This window comes from Oculatella sp. FACHB-28, from assembly GCF_014696015.1.
Lineage (GTDB): Bacteria > Cyanobacteriota > Cyanobacteriia > Elainellales > Elainellaceae > JAAUTN01.
The window spans coordinates 60,063-76,695 of sequence record NZ_JACJPJ010000089.1; the positions used below are offsets into that span (position 1 = coordinate 60,063).

The window sequence follows — 16,633 nt, forward strand, 5'->3', positions numbered from 1 at the left end:
AATGAACAACTTTCACCTGTATGTGGTGCGCCTGATGGCGTTAGCACTGTTAGCGATCGCCGCTGTCCTGGGAGTTTCGCCTGATGCCAGTGCTGCTAGCCCTGAACCGGTTGAAATCAGCTTTGACCTTGCTCCAGTTGCCCCCAGTTCCCCTGCCTCTGCTCCGCTGGCTCAGCCTCCAAAGCCGACTCCGACTTCTCAAGCAACACCTCAAGTCAAGCCACTCCAGATCCCGACGCAAGCAACTCATGTTCCTATTGGAGTCGCAGACACTTCCAAGGCAATAGCAGAATTACCGCCACCGCCACCAGAGGTGTATCTGACGGAGCAATCGCCCCAACCCACTCAACCGGAAGTTCAACCTGAACCTGTCGAACCCAAAGTTCAACCCACCGAAATTCAGCCCGAATCAGTTGAACCCGAACCTATTCAATTTGAAACAGCACCCACTCTGACTGCTGCACCCCCTACTCCCAAACCTGCCCAATCTTCTGTCGCCCAGGCTCCCATTCGCCAGCCCAAACCTTCCACTCGAGCCGCTGCCGAGCCAACCGCACTTAGCTTCGAGCTGAACTCCACAGCGTCTAGCCCCACGCCATCACCTACACAAGTACAAGCTTCACCCTCTGGACAAGGCGGTCAAGCAACCCCAACCCCCAACCCCCAACCCCCAACCTCCTCCCTAGACGCACTCTTCCAGAACGGCTCCAACTCAATTGTGGCAAAAGCGGTTGGCAGCGCCGAGGGCACACGAACCCCCGACGGTGGCAGAACCTGGGCTTTCCAGGGACATGTCGATCCGGGCAACGGAGTTTGGAACTTGGGTACTTTCTCGTATCAGCATGGAGCAAATTCTCCTGATGAAGCTGACCGAAAGCAGCTTGAGCGGCTCAGAGGGCAGGCTCAGACCCTCAGACGAGCAGCACTGGAACGAGGAATTACCCTAACGCTGGAAGAGGAACTGAATGGGATTGATCTAGCAAATCAGTCTCCCCGTGCCGCACTCAGTCGAGGTGGCTACATAGATCGGCTGAAAGAGGCACATGATGTAGGCTTGCGCGGCTCGGATGCAGTGCTGTGGGCGCGGACTCGTTCTTTCCTAGATCCAGATACAAATCGCTGGAATGCCCCCGGTTTAGGCAATACGACTCATGGAGTAACCAGTGACCAGGCTCGACGGATGCAGGCGATCGCCAAAGCAATTGAAATGCATCAACAAGTTGCTGCAACTCCATCAGCAGCCAGGGAAGAAGTACTACAGCCGATCGCCACTGCCTCTTCAAACCCTCAGCTTGAGCAAGTAGCAAGCTACTCGTCAACTACTAAGCAGGATGCAGAACGAATGGAGGAGATTGCCAATGACATCATCTCGCTCGATCTCGCACCAATGTAGTAATAAGATTCTTCGCAAAAAATTCTTCACAGAAGCAAGTAGCAAAGCCTGAAAAAAGCTCTGTTAGGCTTGAAGTAAAGAGTAGGAAGGGCGATCGCTCCATAATTGCCATTTTTAAGATCGCCCTTATAGTGGAATCATTCCAACCTGCTTACCCTTTCTTGCATTCCTTTGTGGCTACTGTTCCATGTCCAATTCCTCTTCACCGCTGATTAAAACGTTGACCCCAGAACGCTGGGCGGGCTGGAGTATGGACTTTATTAATGCAGGCTATGCAGGACTGCTGGTCAAAAATGGGCAATTGGTGCGAAAGCTAGAGCCAGGGAGACATTTTAGCTTTGCGCTGCCCTGGATCGAGCAGTGTCAGTTAATCTTGGTAGACAGCAAAGTCCGTAACCTGGAGGTGCGATCGCAGGGGGACTTTCTGTCACAAGACCAGTTTTTGGTGAATATCTCACTCAACGTGATGTATCAGGTGATCGACCCCAAACGGGTTGCTCTAGAACTATCCGATCCGCTTGCTACCCTGACTAGCGCAGTCAAAGACTGCTTGGGGGTCGTGGTGGGGCAACTGCGGGTTGATCAATTAACCAATCAGGGCAGAGTCTTGATTCGGCAATATTTGCTAGAGAACATTGACACGTTTTACCTGTTGGGCTTCAATCTGGACGACGTGCGGGTGAGTGACATTAACTTCCCGCAGTCTCGTGGCATTATTCGGCAGGTTGAGGGCATGAGTGCTCGGCAGGAAGCCGAACACGAGGCAGCCCTAAAGGCACAAATTGCTGGCTTGACCCACCCCGCAGCACCGATTCAGCAGGTGAATATCGTTTCCGGTCGCGTAGGACAAACTGGCGAGGCAGCGATTCCATTGCCGGATGCGGCGCTTGAGCAAACGGCAGTTTTGCTGCAGGGGCAAACGACCCCATCGGCTAATCTGCCTCCGGCTAAAAAGGTGCCGCTGCCTGCAACGATGTTAGCCCCCGATGATGGGGCGCTCGCCCGTCTGGTTCACGTCACATCGGGTCAGAGCATTCCGCTTCCAACGGCTACCTTCACAATCGGGCGAGAACCTGCGAACAGCCTGGTTCTAGACGATCCGCTGTGTTCGCGCAATCACGCTCAAATCGTGCGTCAGAACAATGAAGGAGCTATTCTCTACCAACTAATTGATTTGGGCAGTTCTAACGGCACCTTTATTGATGGACAACGGCTTACTGCCCATCAGCCACGCTGGTTGATGTCCGGCAATGTAATCAAAATCGGTAGTCAGGAATGGAACTTTGAGGCTTAGCCGTAACGATTGACTTCTTCCTGGAGCCAAGCATCAACGGATTGCCCATCGCGCCGCTGCAGTTCAATTTCCACGACCATCACCAATCCTGAGCTAGGAGGGGCAGGCTGTTGGTGAAACAAAATATCGTAGTCGGCTGGATCTTCGTTGCGCTCTCGCAGCCAGTCTTGCACCTTGGTTGTGGCAAAAAACGATTGACCCTGCTCAAACATGCGGGTGATTTGCATCTGTAGGGTATAGGGATCGAGTCGGGCCATCGTTTCGGTTCAGCTAATTGAGTGCAACAGGTGCGCACGGTAGTAATGCAGCTATCATATCGCTTACTCAGGGCGGTCAGGCAAATGGATTTGCTTGAGCGGGTAGATCACCCTGATGTAATAGGTGGAAGATCACCCTGGCTTGTCTGTAGAAGAGTTACCAAGTCTTGCCATTGTAGAAACTGACTGATTCTGAATGTGAGGCTATTCGACATGAGCTAAGGGCGACTAACGACGACTCTGAAGTTGAATCAGTGCTCGCTGGATGCGCTCCCGCAACTGTGCGTCAGATTGCTGACTGGTTGTAATCAGGTTAAAGCGACCGATGTCCAAGTTGTTTTGCTCGACAATCTCAATCGACCGATCGCAGTAGTCAACGGCAATTTCCCGAATGCTTCGATTCAGGTTGTTAAGGCTATTTGGTTGATGGCAGGCGATCGCCGGAACGTCGCGGTTTCCAATGATTTGCTTGATTTGATTATAGGTTTCCTGCCGAATTGGCTCGATCGCCAACACAGAGCGGGCATAGTCCTCCACTTCCTGATCGGAAATTGCATTGGCTTGAGCATAAGCAGAATTACTGATCGCGACCGTAGCCGTGCGATCGAGTGAGTTAGCCTGAAAACCGGGAACTAGCCCAGAAACCAGGCTCACGGTGGAAAGAATACCGATGACCAGCGGACGCACAAGGCGAGGTTTAAGTCGTCGAATCAGGTGAAAGGGTTTGTTCATAATGGTATGTAACAAATCGAGAATGAGAATACTACGTAAGGGTCTATTGTTTTGAACTATTTTAAGCGAGGGAAGTTCCAGCAAGGCACTTGCTTACGTAAGTATTTTCTGCTTTGTCATCACCTGATCGCATTAATAGACCCCCTATATAAATCACTTTTTGAAGCGTGTAAGAGTAGCGCACCCTTCACGCGAGAGGTTTAATGCTCATGCGCTGCTACTTCTGAAAAAGCTGGCAAAGTTCAATCGTTTTGGTTTGCAGAATGGCGGTTTCTTCGGCGCTTCGCTTCAAGCCAGCTTCCAATTCCAAGAGAATCGGTAGCGCTTGCTGAAGGCGAGCTAGGGGAGTGGTGCCGATCTCTTTCTGCAAAAAGTAGATTTGTTTGGGATTGTTGACTTCTGCGGCTTGGGCGATCGCCCGTTCATCTCGCTCTCCAGCTTCAACCATCAGCTTTACCCACAGCCGAGTGCGAAACTGCCCAACTAGCGTCATGACAATTCGCAAAGCAGGCTCATTGCGGTTGAGCAAATCGGCAACCAGCGAGAGCGCTTTAGCCGTTTCTCCCTGACGAATTGCGGCGGCAAGCTGCAAACTGCTTTGCGTCGAAGTTGTCACCAGCATGGACACGGTTTCTTCAGTCAAAGGCTGCTTGCTAGAGCCTGCATACAGACGCAGTTTTTCCAGTTCAGTAAACAACTGGCGGGTATCGTTGCCGATCGCCTCAGCCAGCAGTTGAATTGCGCCAGGAGTCAGCTTTACGCCAACCTCTTGGGCTGCCTGTCGCGCTCGTTGCACCAACTGATCGGTCTTCCAGGGTGAAATGGCAGCAAACTCACGAATTTCTGCTAGACGTTGCAGCAGTTTTGTAGACTTCAGCCGTCCGTCTGGCTTAGTGGAACTGGTGAGCAACAGAACCACGTTGTCGGGCAGGTTGGGCAGGGTGCGCTCTAATTCAGCCAGGGTTTCCTCCGAGCAGCGCTGGCACAGAGTTGTTTCCACTAGCCAAACCAGACGACTACCAGAGCCAAATGGCGGGGTCATTGCCTGGTTGAGTGCCTGGGTAATAGCATCGGGCTGCTCTGGGAAAATTTTGTCGTAGTTGAAACTGACCCAGTCAGGATCAAGGGTGCGATCGCGCAATGCCATCACCGCTCGATTTAACGTAAAGTCATCTTCTCCCCAGTACAAGAAAATCGGCATATAACCTCCGGGGATCACTTCCTAAACTGAAAATTGATTGTATTTTTTAATCGGGGATCAGACGCTTTGGTCACTGTTATAAACTCGGATTATCGCTAGATTAGTTGGAAAGGCTTTCCGTAAGTTATATTCCTTGATTGGTATTGCTTAAATTTAGGATGCGAGGCGAGCAAGATTGGACGACACCTATCAAGTTTATGTAAATCGAGTGGCACGGATGACCTTACCTGAGTCTTATCGCTCTCAGGTACAGCATATTCAGGCATCCCCTAAATTTCAGCAATATCCAGGTGGGGATGCAAAGCCTGTGCCATTTCCAGGCTACTCGGTGATTACACCACCCTGGGTGGACGATGCAAAAAATGAAGAATTTTATCGCTGGCTGCAATCCTATCAGCAGCAGCTTGTGCAGCAGGTAGAGCCTGGTGTAATCGTGCCTTTGCCAGCCGACAGTTTTCATTTAACGCTGGCTGACCTGATTTGGGACAACGCTTATCACCATGCGAAGGAGAATCCGGACTTTGAAACCAAGCTGAGGGAACAGATTGGTCAAAGCCTGCAGCAAAGTCAGCCGCTGGTTCAGGGTGAAGGTCAGGTACTGTGGCAGGCTTTGGGGATAATTGTGATGACCCGGGCAATCGGAGTTTGTCTGGTGCCCGCTGATGAAAGCTCGTATCAGCGAGTGCTGAATATGCGGCGATCGATTTACCAGAACTCTAACCTGATGGGGCTGGGGATTGAGCAGCAATATCATTTTACAGCGCACATTACGCTGGGCTATTTTGGCACTGGCTCAATTCAGTCCGATCGCGATCGCCTCGGTCAAGTGCTAAACGATCTGAATCAGCAGCAGCTAGAGTCAGGCACTCAAAAACTCTGGGTGCATCGGGCAGAACTGCGAAAGTTTGATGATATGACCCGCTATTACCGCGAGGCGGACTGGCCAGCCCTGGAGTTTTAGCAATGTCTTCGCTGTACCATCCCATTCTGGTCGAGAGCTTTGCTGCAATCGATCGAGAGTTTGGCGACCACACCTTCAGTCCTCAAGAATATGCGATCGCCCGACGGGTCATTCACAGCACAGCAGACTTTGAGTTTAAGCACCTGATTCGATTCAGTCCGGGGGCAATTGAGGGGGCGATCGCGGCTTTGCAGCAGCAAGTTCCCATCGTCACCGATGTCAGCATGGTCAAGCAGGGAATCACAACGCTGGTTGCCAAAACCTTCGGCAACCCTCTGATTTCAGCGGTTGAGCAGGCGGAACAGGCGCTTCCTGGAAAAACCCGGACTGAAACGGGGCTGCTGCGCTGCTGGGAGCAATTTCCCCAAGCGATTTATGTGATTGGCAATGCTCCTACTGCATTGTTAGCGCTGTGCGAATTGCTCCGGTCCTCTGGAACCAACTCAGAGCCTGCTCTAGTGATTGGCGCACCCGTTGGCTTTATCTCAGTTGTGGAATCTAAAGCGGCTCTTGCCCAAACGACAATTCCCCAAATTCGGGTGGAAGGGCGCAAGGGTGGGTCTGCGGTTGCTGCCGCGATTCTCAATGCGCTGCTTGTTTTGGCTTGGGAAACTGAGTAGACAGCATAATCCCCTGTAGGGCGTAGTATTCGGGCAAGTACTTCTGGTTTATGCCAAAGTTTATTTGCCGAATGCTGCGCCCCTACGTTTGTTGGACGACAAATTTGTAGAATGACAGATTCGGGTGGGGGGACGCTCATCTTCACAGTGTTGCCCAGAATTGTGAAGTGTTTGTGGCCTTAATGAACCGCTAATCTGCGATTAATCCAAACCGCTATCAGGCTTAATCTCAACCTCGTATTTTTGCTGAAGTCATCAAGCAATTTATGGGGTGAGCATTCCCACTCTGTGAAAAATTGCTGAGATTCTCATCCTCTTCCCATAGCTGCAGTCAAAGCAGTTAAGGACAAAGGTAAGCGCAATTCTATTCAACAGTTTTTCGTGGAGATCTACTATGTCCCGTCTATTCAAGCTGGCATTCCTAGCTGCTGCGGCTCTAGCAATTTTGCCTGCGGCTAAAGCTGAGGCAATCACGTTGAGCAGAACACCAACCTTGAATGGTGAACTCCCTATCGTCATCGGGCATCGGGGCGCAAGTGGCTACCGCCCAGAACATACGCTGGCGGCTTATGAGTTGGCGATTGATATGGGGGCTGACTACATTGAGCCTGACCTGGTATCAACCAAAGATGGTGTGTTAATTGCACGGCATGAGAATGCGATCGCCATCGTAGACCCAACGACAGGTGCCGTTACTGAAGCAACGACCAACGTTGCTGAACTGCCTCAGTTTGCCGACCGCAGAACCACCAAAGTAATCGACGGAGTCTCCATCACCGGATGGTTTACAGAAGATTTTACGCTGGAAGAACTGAAAACTCTGAAAGCCAGAGAACGGATTCCGCAAATTCGCCCTCAAAACGTTGCGTTTAACGACCGATTTGAGGTGCCGACCCTGCAAGAGGTCATTGATCTGGCAAAGCGTAAAAGTGAAGAGACAGGTCGCACCATTGGCATTTATCCAGAGACAAAGCATCCAACTTACTTTGACTCAATCGGGCTATCACTGGAAGAGCCGCTGGTCGAAACCTTGAATGCGAACGGATATGTCGGTGAAGATGCGCCCGTTTTTGTCCAATCTTTTGAGGTTGGCAATCTGCAACTCCTGAATACGCTGACGGACGTGCCGCTGGTGCAGCTATTTAGCGACGCAGACGATAAGCCCTATGACTTTATCGTCAATGGAGATACGCGCACTTATGGCGATCTGACAACCCCATCTGGTCTAAACGCGATCGCCAACTATGCTGATGGCATTGGCCCATTCAAGCGGCTGATTATTCCAACGAATGAGTTTAACCAGCTTCTGACTCCCACTTCTTTAGTGAGTGATGCTCACAATGCTGGGTTGTTAGTGCATCCTTACACCTTCCGTGATGAAGATGTGTTTTTAGCAGAGGACTACGGCGGCAACGCAGAGTTGGAATATGAGCAGTTCTTTAAGCTGGGAATCGATGGTTTGTTTAGTGACAACCCAGACACCGCCTTTGCTGTCCGCAACCGGATTGCTGGCAACCCCAATCAGTCTGTACCTGAGCCAGGGATGCTGCTTGCGTTGGGACTTGTGCCACTAGCGGGTCTACTCCGCCGCCGTAATGCTCAATCTAAAGCTTAAAGTGCTGGGCGCAGCGGTTGCTTAGCTTCTCGTGGTAGTGCAGCAGGTCTAAAGCGTTGGGTTCCGCGCTGCTCCACCCAACCTACACAAAGGACTTCTTGCACGAATCATTTTTGCTGCGTGAATGGTGGTCTGGCGAAGCTGCACCACCATTCATGCTGGAGATCCAAAGTACAGATGCTAGAGCCGTAGTAGCGCAGCAAATCTAAAGCGTTGGGTTTCGCTCTGCTCCACCCAACCTACAGATAGCAGAACCGTAGGTTGGGTGAAGCGCAGCAGAACCCAACATTTCAAGCTTGGTATACCAGTGGGTTGGGTGAAGTGCAGCGGAACCCAACACCTTAAACTTTCCTACAAGGGATTTCTGCTACTTCTTCAGGCTCTCTAAGCCGTTTGAGGAAGCATACAGGGGGCACAGCGCTTCAGTGTATCCAGAAAGGCAAACACGCCCGGTGGATGCAGCGCCTCTGCTAATGTTGCAACCCCAATAATCCGCTCCAGAGGAACAGGCAGGCTATAGGTTTTAATCCCCGATGGCAGTGGTTCAGCCGCAAGGCGTGGCAATATAGTCACCCCCAAACCTTGCATCACCATGCTGACAATCGTTGAATCTTCAGAAACCACATAAGCAGGCTTCAGCGATCGCCCAAGCTTAGCGCAATGTCGGTAAATCATACCCCCACAGCTTTCCGTTTCGGGATGCAAAATCAGTGGGTAAGAGGTTAGCTTTTCCCAGGTTAACGACCCGTCAGGTAGGTCTAACTTAGGCGACACCAACACGATATATTCGTCGCGCAACATCTCCCACGTTTCAAATTCTTTAGAAGTAGGCATATACGTAAAGCCAAGGTCAGCAACCCCTTCACGTATCGCTTGATCGACTCCCGAAAAGTCTTGATGCTCGGTGATTGAGATGGCGATCGCCGGATAGTCTTGATGAAACTGAGCAATCATTCCCGGCAGAATGTGCGTCGCTACACTGCGAAACGAAGCAATGCGAACCTGCCCACCCCGCAACCCTTTAGACAGATTTGCCTCTTTGCTAATCTGCTCTAGCGTTTGCATCACCTGGCGGGCATATTGAATGATCTGCTGACCAACAGGAGTCAGGTTTGCGCCATGACGACCGCGCGATAGCAGCACCACGCCTAGCTCTGACTCCAAGGTGGCGATCGCATGACTCACGGCAGACTGAGAGACATCTAGATACAGGGCTGCCCCACTAAAATTTCCGTGATCGGCGACTGCAATCAAAGCGCGTAACTGAGACAGCTTAATTCCATCACGACTGACATCTCTCATCAGAAACCATCCTGGACGCAATGTAGCAATACTACCTGACGCGGTTGTGAAGCGTGGGTTAAGCCAACGCCCTACAAGACAGCCACTTTAACGCTCAAACTTTCGTATGAATTTTATTCATGGATGTCATGCAGTGTGTCTTTTGTTTCTTCCTAAGAAAACTCCTAGATTAGATCGTAAGAACAGAATCTAGACAAACACCACAGAATCACTCATCAAAGCTCTGTAACTGGGAAGAAAGAATATGAGAAGTTACGCAAATTTTAACAGTAGAGAAATAAGCCAGTCAACAAGCAATTTGATTTCTAAAAGTGCGCTAATTAAATCCAAAGCTCAGTCAGCTTTAGAGCATATTTGGAAGCATCTGCTCAATGCGCTATCTGGCAATTTTGAAGTGCAGATTCAGCAAGTTCATGATCGCTCTGGTAAAGCTTACTGGAAGATTTACGATCCAGCTACAGGCTACTACAATAGCCTGTCTTCAGAAACCGAAGTAAGAATCTGGCTGGAACAGCGCTATTCCTTGTAAACCCCATTTACGTTATTTAGAGCTATTGAATAGGGATAGAGAAAGGAAATAGCCTGTTACGCTATTCTCTTCAATGAAATTGACTCAACCAACCTAATTTTTGAGCCCGTTAAACTTATGAAAACGGACTTAATTGGCATGACCGGAATTAGGAAAGCTTGCTTGTTATACCGCATTTTAAATAGAAATCAAGCACCACTTTTGCAGGAAGTAAACGATACTTTTCCTAACTGTTCATCCGATTGGATGAATCACTTGGAGGACGGCAATCGCTCCTCAATCACTTATTCTGATAGCACCACACATTTACGGAGCGTTGTATGTTGTCCCTTTTTGCCTACGGATTGACTTATGGTCAAGCGGAGGCTGTCTTAGAGATCACACGATCAGAGCCATTTAGTTCTCGTACTGCTACACGAACCCCTGAACCTATGAATCAGGGACTCAAGCAAGATCTAGAGTCGAACTCAACCTACCTCAACGAGCAGATTCTAGAACTTCAGCAAAACTACTATTTAGAGCGCCGAGAATTCCTCTAAACCGCTAACGTCTGCAAAATCGTGTTGTCTGCAGTGCAGGCAACACGATTTCCATTTATAGAACTACTACGGATGGAGGAGGACACCCCATGGCGCGGGGTCCTCCTCCATCCGTAGCCCTAATTTTTGAAATCGGTGTAGTAGCGCAGCAAATCTAAAGCGTTGGGTTTCGCTCTGCTCCACCCAACCTACAGCTAGCAGAACCGTAGGTTGGGTGAAGCGCAGCGGAACCCAACATTTCAAGCTTGACGCGCTAGTAGTATCGGTTCTCTTTAAAGCGGGTCTGTTGAAGCGTGCTTCAACAGACTGGTTTCACATAAAATCGGCACAACGTCCTGTCAATAGATTCGATAACGAATCAGTTGCTTAATCGCATCACGAGGCAGATGCAATTCTTCGATGAGCAAATCTTCTACTTGAGCAAATTCGACAGCTGGGAGATCAAGCTCCAATTCTCTCAGAATCGAGTCAGTGGTTCTAATCGTTACTTCCGTCACGTCCGCTCGCCGATCAATTTCTGCATCGATCGCCACAATCTTCACGGAAAAGGAAAGCTGCACTTCAGGCTGTTCGTCCGTTTGAAGCTGAGCTGTCGTTTCATAAGCACCAGAGGTGACACGGGTTGTCACCCAATCAGTACCCACCCAAAATAGCAACCCGACCAAGATAAAAGGCAGCCAGAGCCACATCTTCGCTCTATTCCAAAGTTTTCGCCAGCGAAATTTAGACATGGCAGGCTCAAAAGTATTTACAGCAAGCTCGGTAGGGTGCAAAAGTCGGAGAACTAACCGACAATACAGCAATCTCGATTGGGTACGCTTCTCACGACCCACCCTGACAACTGATTTAGGATGCTATATGAGAATTTTACTCGTCGAGGATGATGCCGAACAGCTAGAACCCCTTCGCACCATCCTTGCCAAATCAGGTCATATCGTCGATGGGGTGGAAGATGGCGCTGTGGCTCAGCAACTCATTCAAGACAAGGAGTATGACCTGCTGATTTTAGATTGGCTGCTACCGAACATCAGCGGGGTGAGACTTTGTCAGGAATATCGGCAGGCTGGCAAAATGGCACCCGTTTTGATCCTCACGGCAAAGGATGCAATTGCCGATAAAGTGACGGGTCTAGATGTAGGTGCAGATGACTATCTGGTTAAACCCGTAAATGCAATGGAACTGCTAGCAAGGGTTCGAGCATTAGGACGGCGATCGCCCCTGTTACAGGGAGACACCCTGACGCTACAAGATCTCTGTTTGCATCTCACCACGTTAATCCTAGAGCGACAAGATACCAAGGTTTCTCTCTCTGGACGTGAGTTTCATTTGATGGAATATTTGATGCGCCATCCCCAGCAAGTGCTGAGTCGAGATCAGATCGAGCAATCGCTGTGGGAATGGGATGCCTTGCCCGAAAGCAAAGCCGTCGCCACGTTGGTGCATCGAGTGCGGCAGCGTCTCCAGGCAGTAGGCGCAGAGGATTGGTTGCAAACAGTCTATGGCATGGGCTATCGCCTTGCTCCACCAGAGTGATGCTTTAAGGCGCGATCGCCCCATTCTGTAAACTCTGTGTAACCTTTGTCCTTCAAGTTAGAGATTGATTTAGAAGTTCAGTCAGAACTTAGGATTGCAATTCTCGTGGGGCGATCGCGCGTCCTGATCGCTGATGCAAAGGGTGCTTTTATAACTCAACGCGCTGATGTTTAACCGTAGCCGTCAAGATCTAGCTCGTTGGTTCACCCTTTCAATGGGAAGCATTCTGGTTCTCTTTGCTGGAATCCTCTATTTTCTGGAAGCAAAAGAACAGATGCGATCGTTTGACCAGAACCTGTATGACATTTGCCAGTACATGGCAGCGGCAGTTGAGGATGGCAATTTTCAAAACCGAAGACGTATCGACCTGGAGGATGTGCCAGTCTTAGGAGGGGATGTTTTACCGCTAAATACAAACCTGATTTTTGTTCGCTGGTACAGCCCTGAAAGAGAATTAATTCAGTTCTTTGGAGATATCCCACCGAGCCAACTCCAAAGTGAATCAGGATTTCAAACTATCGTTGAAAGCAGTTCTACTGCTTCAAGCACAGCCACACCTCCAGAGGAACCACTTAAATTCGACGGTTTCCTTTCAGAGAGCCGTTCTGCTGAAACTTTGGCTAACGCTGGAACAGTTCGACTGCGGCAGCTCACCCTTCCGGTCTATCAAGACGGTGTATTAATCGGTTATCTCCAGGTTGCTGTGCCTCTTACACCGGTTGATGACTCGCTGGGGCGACTTCGGTGGTTGTTGGTATTTGGCGTGCCAATTGCGCTAGGGGCGATCGCTCAAACAGGATGGGTTTTGGGTGGGTTGGCAATGCAGCCGATCCGGCAATCTTATGATCAGCTTCAGCGCTTTACCGCCGACGCTTCCCACGAATTGCGTGCGCCGTTAGCCGCAATCATCAACAACGCTCAAGCTGGGCTGATGGACCTGACCGACCCTCAAGAGCAACAGTTGCGGTTAGAAAAGATCATTAGTCGAGCAGAATCAATGGCAGCGCTGGTAAGCCAACTGCTGTTCTTAGCTCGAAATGAAGCACAACTGAAACCCGATTCTTTAAGAACGGTAGACTTAACCCGCTTACTGCGATCGCTTACTGCAGAATACACTCCCCAGGCAGCAGCAAAAGAATTGCAGCTGATTTGTGAATTGCCAGAACAACTGTTGATGTTGAGAGCAGAGTTAGCCTTACTGCAGCAAGCCATCACCAATCTGCTCACCAATGCGTTGCAATACACGCCTGCTGGGGGAACCGTAACGCTCAGCGCCATTCAACAAACTCAGCAAATTGTGATTCGAGTCCAAGATACTGGCGTGGGCATCTCAGCCGAAGATTTGCCCCAAGTTTTTGAACGCTTTTATCGGGTAGATCAGGTGCGATCGCGCCATACAGGTGGCTTTGGGTTAGGGCTGGCGATCGTGCAACAAATCATTCACGCCCATCAAGGAAAAATTACCGCTACCAGCAAAATTGGCGAAGGAACAACCTTCCAAATCGAATTACCCCTAAATCAGACCTCTTGAAAACCTCCTGTAAACTTTGCGTCGCACACTGAAAGATAGCAAGTCTGAATGGTTTCACAACTGACTCAGGGCTGCTATGGAAGCAAACGTTAACAATGGGGTCAAGTCATGAAAGTTACTACTCTTTTAGGTATTGGTTTTGCGGCGATCGCAGCATCTGCTGTTCCTGCCTTGGTTTTGGCGCAAACCCAACCTGAACCTGCGCGCCGAGTCAGCAGTACCGACATTGCAGGTGAAATTGTTGCCATTGACGATGGCGATTTCTTGCTCAATACCACTGAAGGTCAAGTCCTGGTAGATGCTGACGATCGCGCAGTCCGGCGAGCTAATTTCACCGTCGGAGAACAGCTCAATGTTACGGGACGCTACGATGACGACTCCTTTGAAGCCTACTCCGTCACCCGCGAAAACGGTGAAGTCGTTTTTGTGTGGGACTAAAGCAAACTACAAAACAGTAGAGTCCAAAACCGGTAACAGCGAGTTGACAACATCTCCCCAGAAGACCTGTTCCCTGCCTAGGTAAGGCAATATATCTAGTAGCCAAAAGCGTTAATGCGTCAGTCAACCCATTAACGCTTTTGACCTCTCCTTAATACCTTGAGTAGAACGCTATGTTTGCCAAATCGTCCTCTCAAACCCGGCATCTAGATCTGAAGGGCGCTGATCTCATTTGCGCCAGCTTAAGTGGAGCTAACCTGAGCAATGCTAACTTCAAGGGCGCTGACCTGAGCGGCGCAAACCTCAATGCAGCTAATTTGAGTGCCGCAGAACTGACAAACACATCCCTGATGGAGACTCGCCTGACTCAGGCAAACCTAAACAACGCTTCTCTCTGCAACGCCAATCTCAGATTCGCTGATTTAAGGAACGCAAACCTGAGCCACGCTGATTTAAGCAAAGCCCACCTTTGTCACACCAATCTGAAGGGCGCTAATTTGCAAAATGCAAATCTGACTGGCGCTTTTTTACGGGGAGCGAACCTGGAAGGGGTAGATTTGTCTACAGTTTGCCTCTGCAAAACGGTGATGCCCGATGGTCAGATTGAAAACCGAGACTGCACAGAAATAGAAACCCTTTAGGCTTAGAAAATTTCACCGCTTCTGAGCCGTCGCAAGAGCCAGTCAAATCGGGCTTCGGCGATCGCCACATTATCTGAAACCTTCGGTTCCAGACCATTTGCACCACCTTCTACCTGTGACTTATCCCGGTTGTAACCCAACTGCTGAACCGTCCCGCGCAGCCGATTGGAGAGCAAAATCGCCAGTGCGCGATAAAACCGGGAACCAAACCCTACATCCTGATATAGCTTTTGCGCTAGCTCCGCCCGCGGAATCGATAAAACCAACGCTTCATCAACTGCCTGAACCGTTGCAGAAGGTGGGTTGTCGTCGATGAAAGACATTTCACCCACCACATCCCCACTCGATAGCTTAGCGATTTCTTTTCCACCCAGTGCTTCTGTTGAAACGGCTAAAGTGCCATCCAACAGCACATATAACGCATTAACAGCCTGTCCTTCACGGATGAGTACAGTGCCAGCAGAAATTTCTTCTCTGTTGCCTGTTCCTACTAACCAATCAATATCGTCATCACTCAACTCACCCAGAATAAATAGGACTTTCTTCATGATCCGTCTGTATCTCCGAGATTGTGCCATGCAGGATAGGTATTGCAGTCTCCTGAAGCACCCTGATAAGGAGATCTCACTCGTCGCCTAAGCGCAATGCAGTCCTAAGTAGACCGTTTGCCTGATTAAAGAATCTATCTTTTTATACCAATAATATTGACTTACCGTCCGGCTCAAACCGCTGTAGTACCAATTCTCTTTAAGGCTCCAAAAGGTGCAGCTTTATAGAGCAACGGTATGAAAACCTTTCCCGCTCCCTTCTGCTTAAGTCTTTCAGCGTCAATAGACTGCTTCAGAAAAAGAGAATGTGCAACTTACCCAAAGATACAAATTTTGTTTACATTCAGTTTCTATTGTCCTCTCTAAAGATAGACTACATGTTTTGCAAAACTTCGTTACATTTCTAAATAAGACGGCGTTAGAAACTTGGAGATTTAGCAATGCAAGATAATCAAAGCACTCAAAACTACTACGAAGGACAAGCTCAACGGAAGTACGGCGAATTTGCAACAAAATTCCAGTTCGGTTCTAACCCCAGCGCTGAAATCTGGAACGGGCGATTGGCGATGATTGGTTTTCTAGCAGCGTTGCTCGTTGAGTTGACCACCGGTCAAAGCTTCCTTCGCTGGCTTGGGTTGATGTAATCCTAAGCTCAAACCTGAAAACGAAATAAAAACAAAATAGTTTGCAAATCTACGTTGGGGCTTGACATTACCAAGCCCCAACGTAGATCTGATTTGCTGCAAACTTTGCCCTACCCGTTCTCTTTAGAGAAATCTTGAAGAAGAAGCTCAAAAGATTTTCTCCATGCGGCGGAAGTCTCGCTCTATTTCTGACCAGAGAGAACGGTTGTGAGGATCGGTGCGCAGCGCTTTTTTTAAGTAAATCCTGGCTTTGTCTAATTCCTTCTGGTCAATCAGGTAACGACCCCAACGCTGATAGGTAATTGCCTGCCACTGACGCACTTCAGGATCTTTAGGAATCCGTTGGGCTAAACCTTCGACTAGGGCGATCGCTCGGGGAAAGCGATGATATTTCAACAACTGCTGCAACTGCTCATAAGAACTTTGCTTCAGCAATTGCTCTGCCTCAGTCAAGGCCGGATTGCGTTGAATTCTAGGAGCCTTGCGAGTAACCTTAACCTCAACGGGTGAAGCAACTGGCGGTACCTCAGTCACGCCTACCTTACCAGCAGCAGGGGCCGGTATAGGGGGTTCACTTGAATCAGTTTCTCTATCAGGTGGAACCTGACTCATCAGAAACTTATAAGCATCAGTGAGTTGAATGAACTTTTCCTTTGCCTGCTGCTGATTACCAGGATTCACATCAGGATGGTATTGTCGCGCCAAACGTCGGTAGGACGCTTTAATTTCATCACAAGATGCGCCAGTTCGCAGTCCTAATAATCGGTAGCAATCTGCAAGGTTCATTGATAAGAAATGGCAGAATTTCAGTCAATTCTGCCACTAAGAAAGGTAAATTAACGGTTTAGATGCAAA

Annotated in this window: 21 protein-coding genes; 14 read left to right on the forward strand and 7 right to left on the reverse strand. The window is 49.4% G+C overall.

Annotated elements, in window-relative coordinates; translation table 11 throughout:
- Position 1 precedes the first annotated feature (1 nt).
- Positions 2–1,393, forward strand: coding sequence for a hypothetical protein (locus tag H6F88_RS22775; protein ID WP_190645017.1), 1,392 nt, complete (start codon positions 2–4; stop codon positions 1,391–1,393).
- Between the two features lie 187 nt (positions 1,394–1,580).
- Positions 1,581–2,687: an FHA domain-containing protein gene (locus H6F88_RS22780; RefSeq protein WP_190645018.1), complete on the forward strand. Its 1,107-nt coding sequence runs from the start codon at positions 1,581–1,583 to the stop codon at positions 2,685–2,687.
- Here the strand turns inward: H6F88_RS22780 and H6F88_RS22785 are convergent.
- The 3 genes from H6F88_RS22785 to holA all read right to left on the reverse strand — a co-directional run bounded on the left by H6F88_RS22785 (position 2,684) and on the right by holA (position 4,877).
- The gene (locus H6F88_RS22785; protein WP_190645019.1) at positions 2,684–2,944 is read right to left on the reverse strand and encodes a hypothetical protein; all 261 of its coding nucleotides are present in this window, start codon (positions 2,942–2,944) and stop codon (positions 2,684–2,686) included. The genes H6F88_RS22780 and H6F88_RS22785 overlap by 4 nt on opposite strands.
- Before the next feature lie 228 nt (positions 2,945–3,172).
- Positions 3,173–3,676 (reverse strand): DUF4168 domain-containing protein, encoded by a 504-nt coding sequence (locus H6F88_RS22790; protein WP_190645020.1) that lies wholly within the window; start codon positions 3,674–3,676, stop codon positions 3,173–3,175.
- A gap of 217 nt (positions 3,677–3,893) precedes the next feature.
- Positions 3,894–4,877: a DNA polymerase III subunit delta gene (gene holA, locus H6F88_RS22795; protein ID WP_190645021.1), complete on the reverse strand. Its 984-nt coding sequence runs from the start codon at positions 4,875–4,877 to the stop codon at positions 3,894–3,896.
- Positions 4,878–5,052: 175 nt separating this feature from the next.
- Here holA and H6F88_RS22800 point away from each other — a divergent pair, with 175 nt between their 5' ends.
- The 4 genes from H6F88_RS22800 (at position 5,053) to H6F88_RS22815 (ending at position 8,282) form a co-directional block, all read left to right on the forward strand.
- Positions 5,053–5,838 carry a DUF1868 domain-containing protein gene (locus tag H6F88_RS22800; RefSeq protein ID WP_190645022.1) on the forward strand — a complete coding sequence of 262 codons (786 nt, stop codon included), beginning with the start codon at positions 5,053–5,055 and terminating at the stop codon, positions 5,836–5,838.
- Positions 5,839–5,840: 2 nt separating this feature from the next.
- On the forward strand, positions 5,841–6,458 hold the full coding sequence (locus H6F88_RS22805) for a cobalt-precorrin-8X methylmutase (protein ID WP_190645023.1): 618 nt from the start codon (positions 5,841–5,843) through the stop codon (positions 6,456–6,458).
- A gap of 394 nt (positions 6,459–6,852) precedes the next feature.
- Positions 6,853–8,073: a glycerophosphodiester phosphodiesterase family protein gene (locus H6F88_RS22810; protein ID WP_190645024.1), complete on the forward strand. Its 1,221-nt coding sequence runs from the start codon at positions 6,853–6,855 to the stop codon at positions 8,071–8,073.
- 56 nt (positions 8,074–8,129) lie between these two features.
- Positions 8,130–8,282, forward strand: a complete 153-nt coding sequence (locus H6F88_RS22815; protein ID WP_190645025.1) for a hypothetical protein — start codon at positions 8,130–8,132, stop codon at positions 8,280–8,282.
- A 175-nt stretch (positions 8,283–8,457) separates the two neighbouring features.
- Here the strand turns inward: H6F88_RS22815 and H6F88_RS22820 are convergent, their stop codons facing one another.
- Positions 8,458–9,375 carry a LysR family transcriptional regulator gene (locus H6F88_RS22820; protein WP_190645026.1) on the reverse strand — a complete coding sequence of 306 codons (918 nt, stop codon included), beginning with the start codon at positions 9,373–9,375 and terminating at the stop codon, positions 8,458–8,460.
- Between the two features lie 298 nt (positions 9,376–9,673).
- Between H6F88_RS22820 and H6F88_RS22825 the strand changes: the two genes are divergently transcribed.
- Together H6F88_RS22825 and H6F88_RS22830 are read left to right on the forward strand one after the other, a co-directional pair.
- Positions 9,674–9,904 carry a hypothetical protein gene (locus H6F88_RS22825; protein ID WP_190645027.1) on the forward strand — a complete coding sequence of 77 codons (231 nt, stop codon included), beginning with the start codon at positions 9,674–9,676 and terminating at the stop codon, positions 9,902–9,904.
- Positions 9,905–10,224: 320 nt separating this feature from the next.
- A complete protein-coding gene (locus H6F88_RS22830) occupies positions 10,225–10,443 on the forward strand; it encodes a hypothetical protein (RefSeq protein WP_190645028.1) in 219 nt (72 codons plus the stop codon).
- Positions 10,444–10,781: 338 nt separating this feature from the next.
- Here H6F88_RS22830 and H6F88_RS22835 read toward each other — a convergent pair whose 3' ends face one another.
- Positions 10,782–11,174 (reverse strand): hypothetical protein, encoded by a 393-nt coding sequence (locus H6F88_RS22835; RefSeq protein WP_190645029.1) that lies wholly within the window; start codon positions 11,172–11,174, stop codon positions 10,782–10,784.
- Between the two features lie 127 nt (positions 11,175–11,301).
- On the opposite strand from H6F88_RS22835, the gene rppA reads away from it, so the two are divergent.
- The 5 genes from rppA (at position 11,302) to H6F88_RS22855 (ending at position 14,586) form a co-directional block, all read left to right on the forward strand.
- Positions 11,302–11,976 carry a two-component system response regulator RppA gene (rppA, locus tag H6F88_RS22840; RefSeq protein ID WP_190645030.1) on the forward strand — a complete coding sequence of 225 codons (675 nt, stop codon included), beginning with the start codon at positions 11,302–11,304 and terminating at the stop codon, positions 11,974–11,976.
- Between the two features lie 45 nt (positions 11,977–12,021).
- On the forward strand, positions 12,022–12,150 hold the full coding sequence (locus H6F88_RS34145) for a hypothetical protein (RefSeq protein WP_277882218.1): 129 nt from the start codon (positions 12,022–12,024) through the stop codon (positions 12,148–12,150).
- On the forward strand, positions 12,143–13,507 hold the full coding sequence (locus H6F88_RS22845; RefSeq protein ID WP_190645031.1) for an ATP-binding protein: 1,365 nt from the start codon (positions 12,143–12,145) through the stop codon (positions 13,505–13,507). Before H6F88_RS34145 ends, H6F88_RS22845 begins: the two co-directional genes overlap by 8 nt.
- A gap of 108 nt (positions 13,508–13,615) precedes the next feature.
- Positions 13,616–13,945 carry a hypothetical protein gene (locus tag H6F88_RS22850; protein WP_190645032.1) on the forward strand — a complete coding sequence of 110 codons (330 nt, stop codon included), beginning with the start codon at positions 13,616–13,618 and terminating at the stop codon, positions 13,943–13,945.
- A gap of 173 nt (positions 13,946–14,118) precedes the next feature.
- On the forward strand, positions 14,119–14,586 hold the full coding sequence (locus tag H6F88_RS22855) for a pentapeptide repeat-containing protein (protein ID WP_190645033.1): 468 nt from the start codon (positions 14,119–14,121) through the stop codon (positions 14,584–14,586).
- A 2-nt stretch (positions 14,587–14,588) separates the two neighbouring features.
- Here the strand turns inward: H6F88_RS22855 and H6F88_RS22860 are convergent, their stop codons facing one another.
- On the reverse strand, positions 14,589–15,134 hold the full coding sequence (locus H6F88_RS22860) for a cyclic nucleotide-binding domain-containing protein (protein WP_190645034.1): 546 nt from the start codon (positions 15,132–15,134) through the stop codon (positions 14,589–14,591).
- A gap of 440 nt (positions 15,135–15,574) precedes the next feature.
- On the opposite strand from H6F88_RS22860, the gene H6F88_RS22865 reads away from it, so the two are divergent.
- Positions 15,575–15,778: a chlorophyll a/b-binding protein gene (locus H6F88_RS22865; RefSeq protein ID WP_190645035.1), complete on the forward strand. Its 204-nt coding sequence runs from the start codon at positions 15,575–15,577 to the stop codon at positions 15,776–15,778.
- Positions 15,779–15,925: 147 nt separating this feature from the next.
- Here H6F88_RS22865 and H6F88_RS22870 read toward each other — a convergent pair whose 3' ends face one another.
- Entirely contained in the window at positions 15,926–16,564 is a 639-nt protein-coding gene (locus tag H6F88_RS22870; protein ID WP_190645036.1) for a J domain-containing protein, read from the reverse strand.
- Between the last annotated feature and the right edge of the window lie 69 nt (positions 16,565–16,633).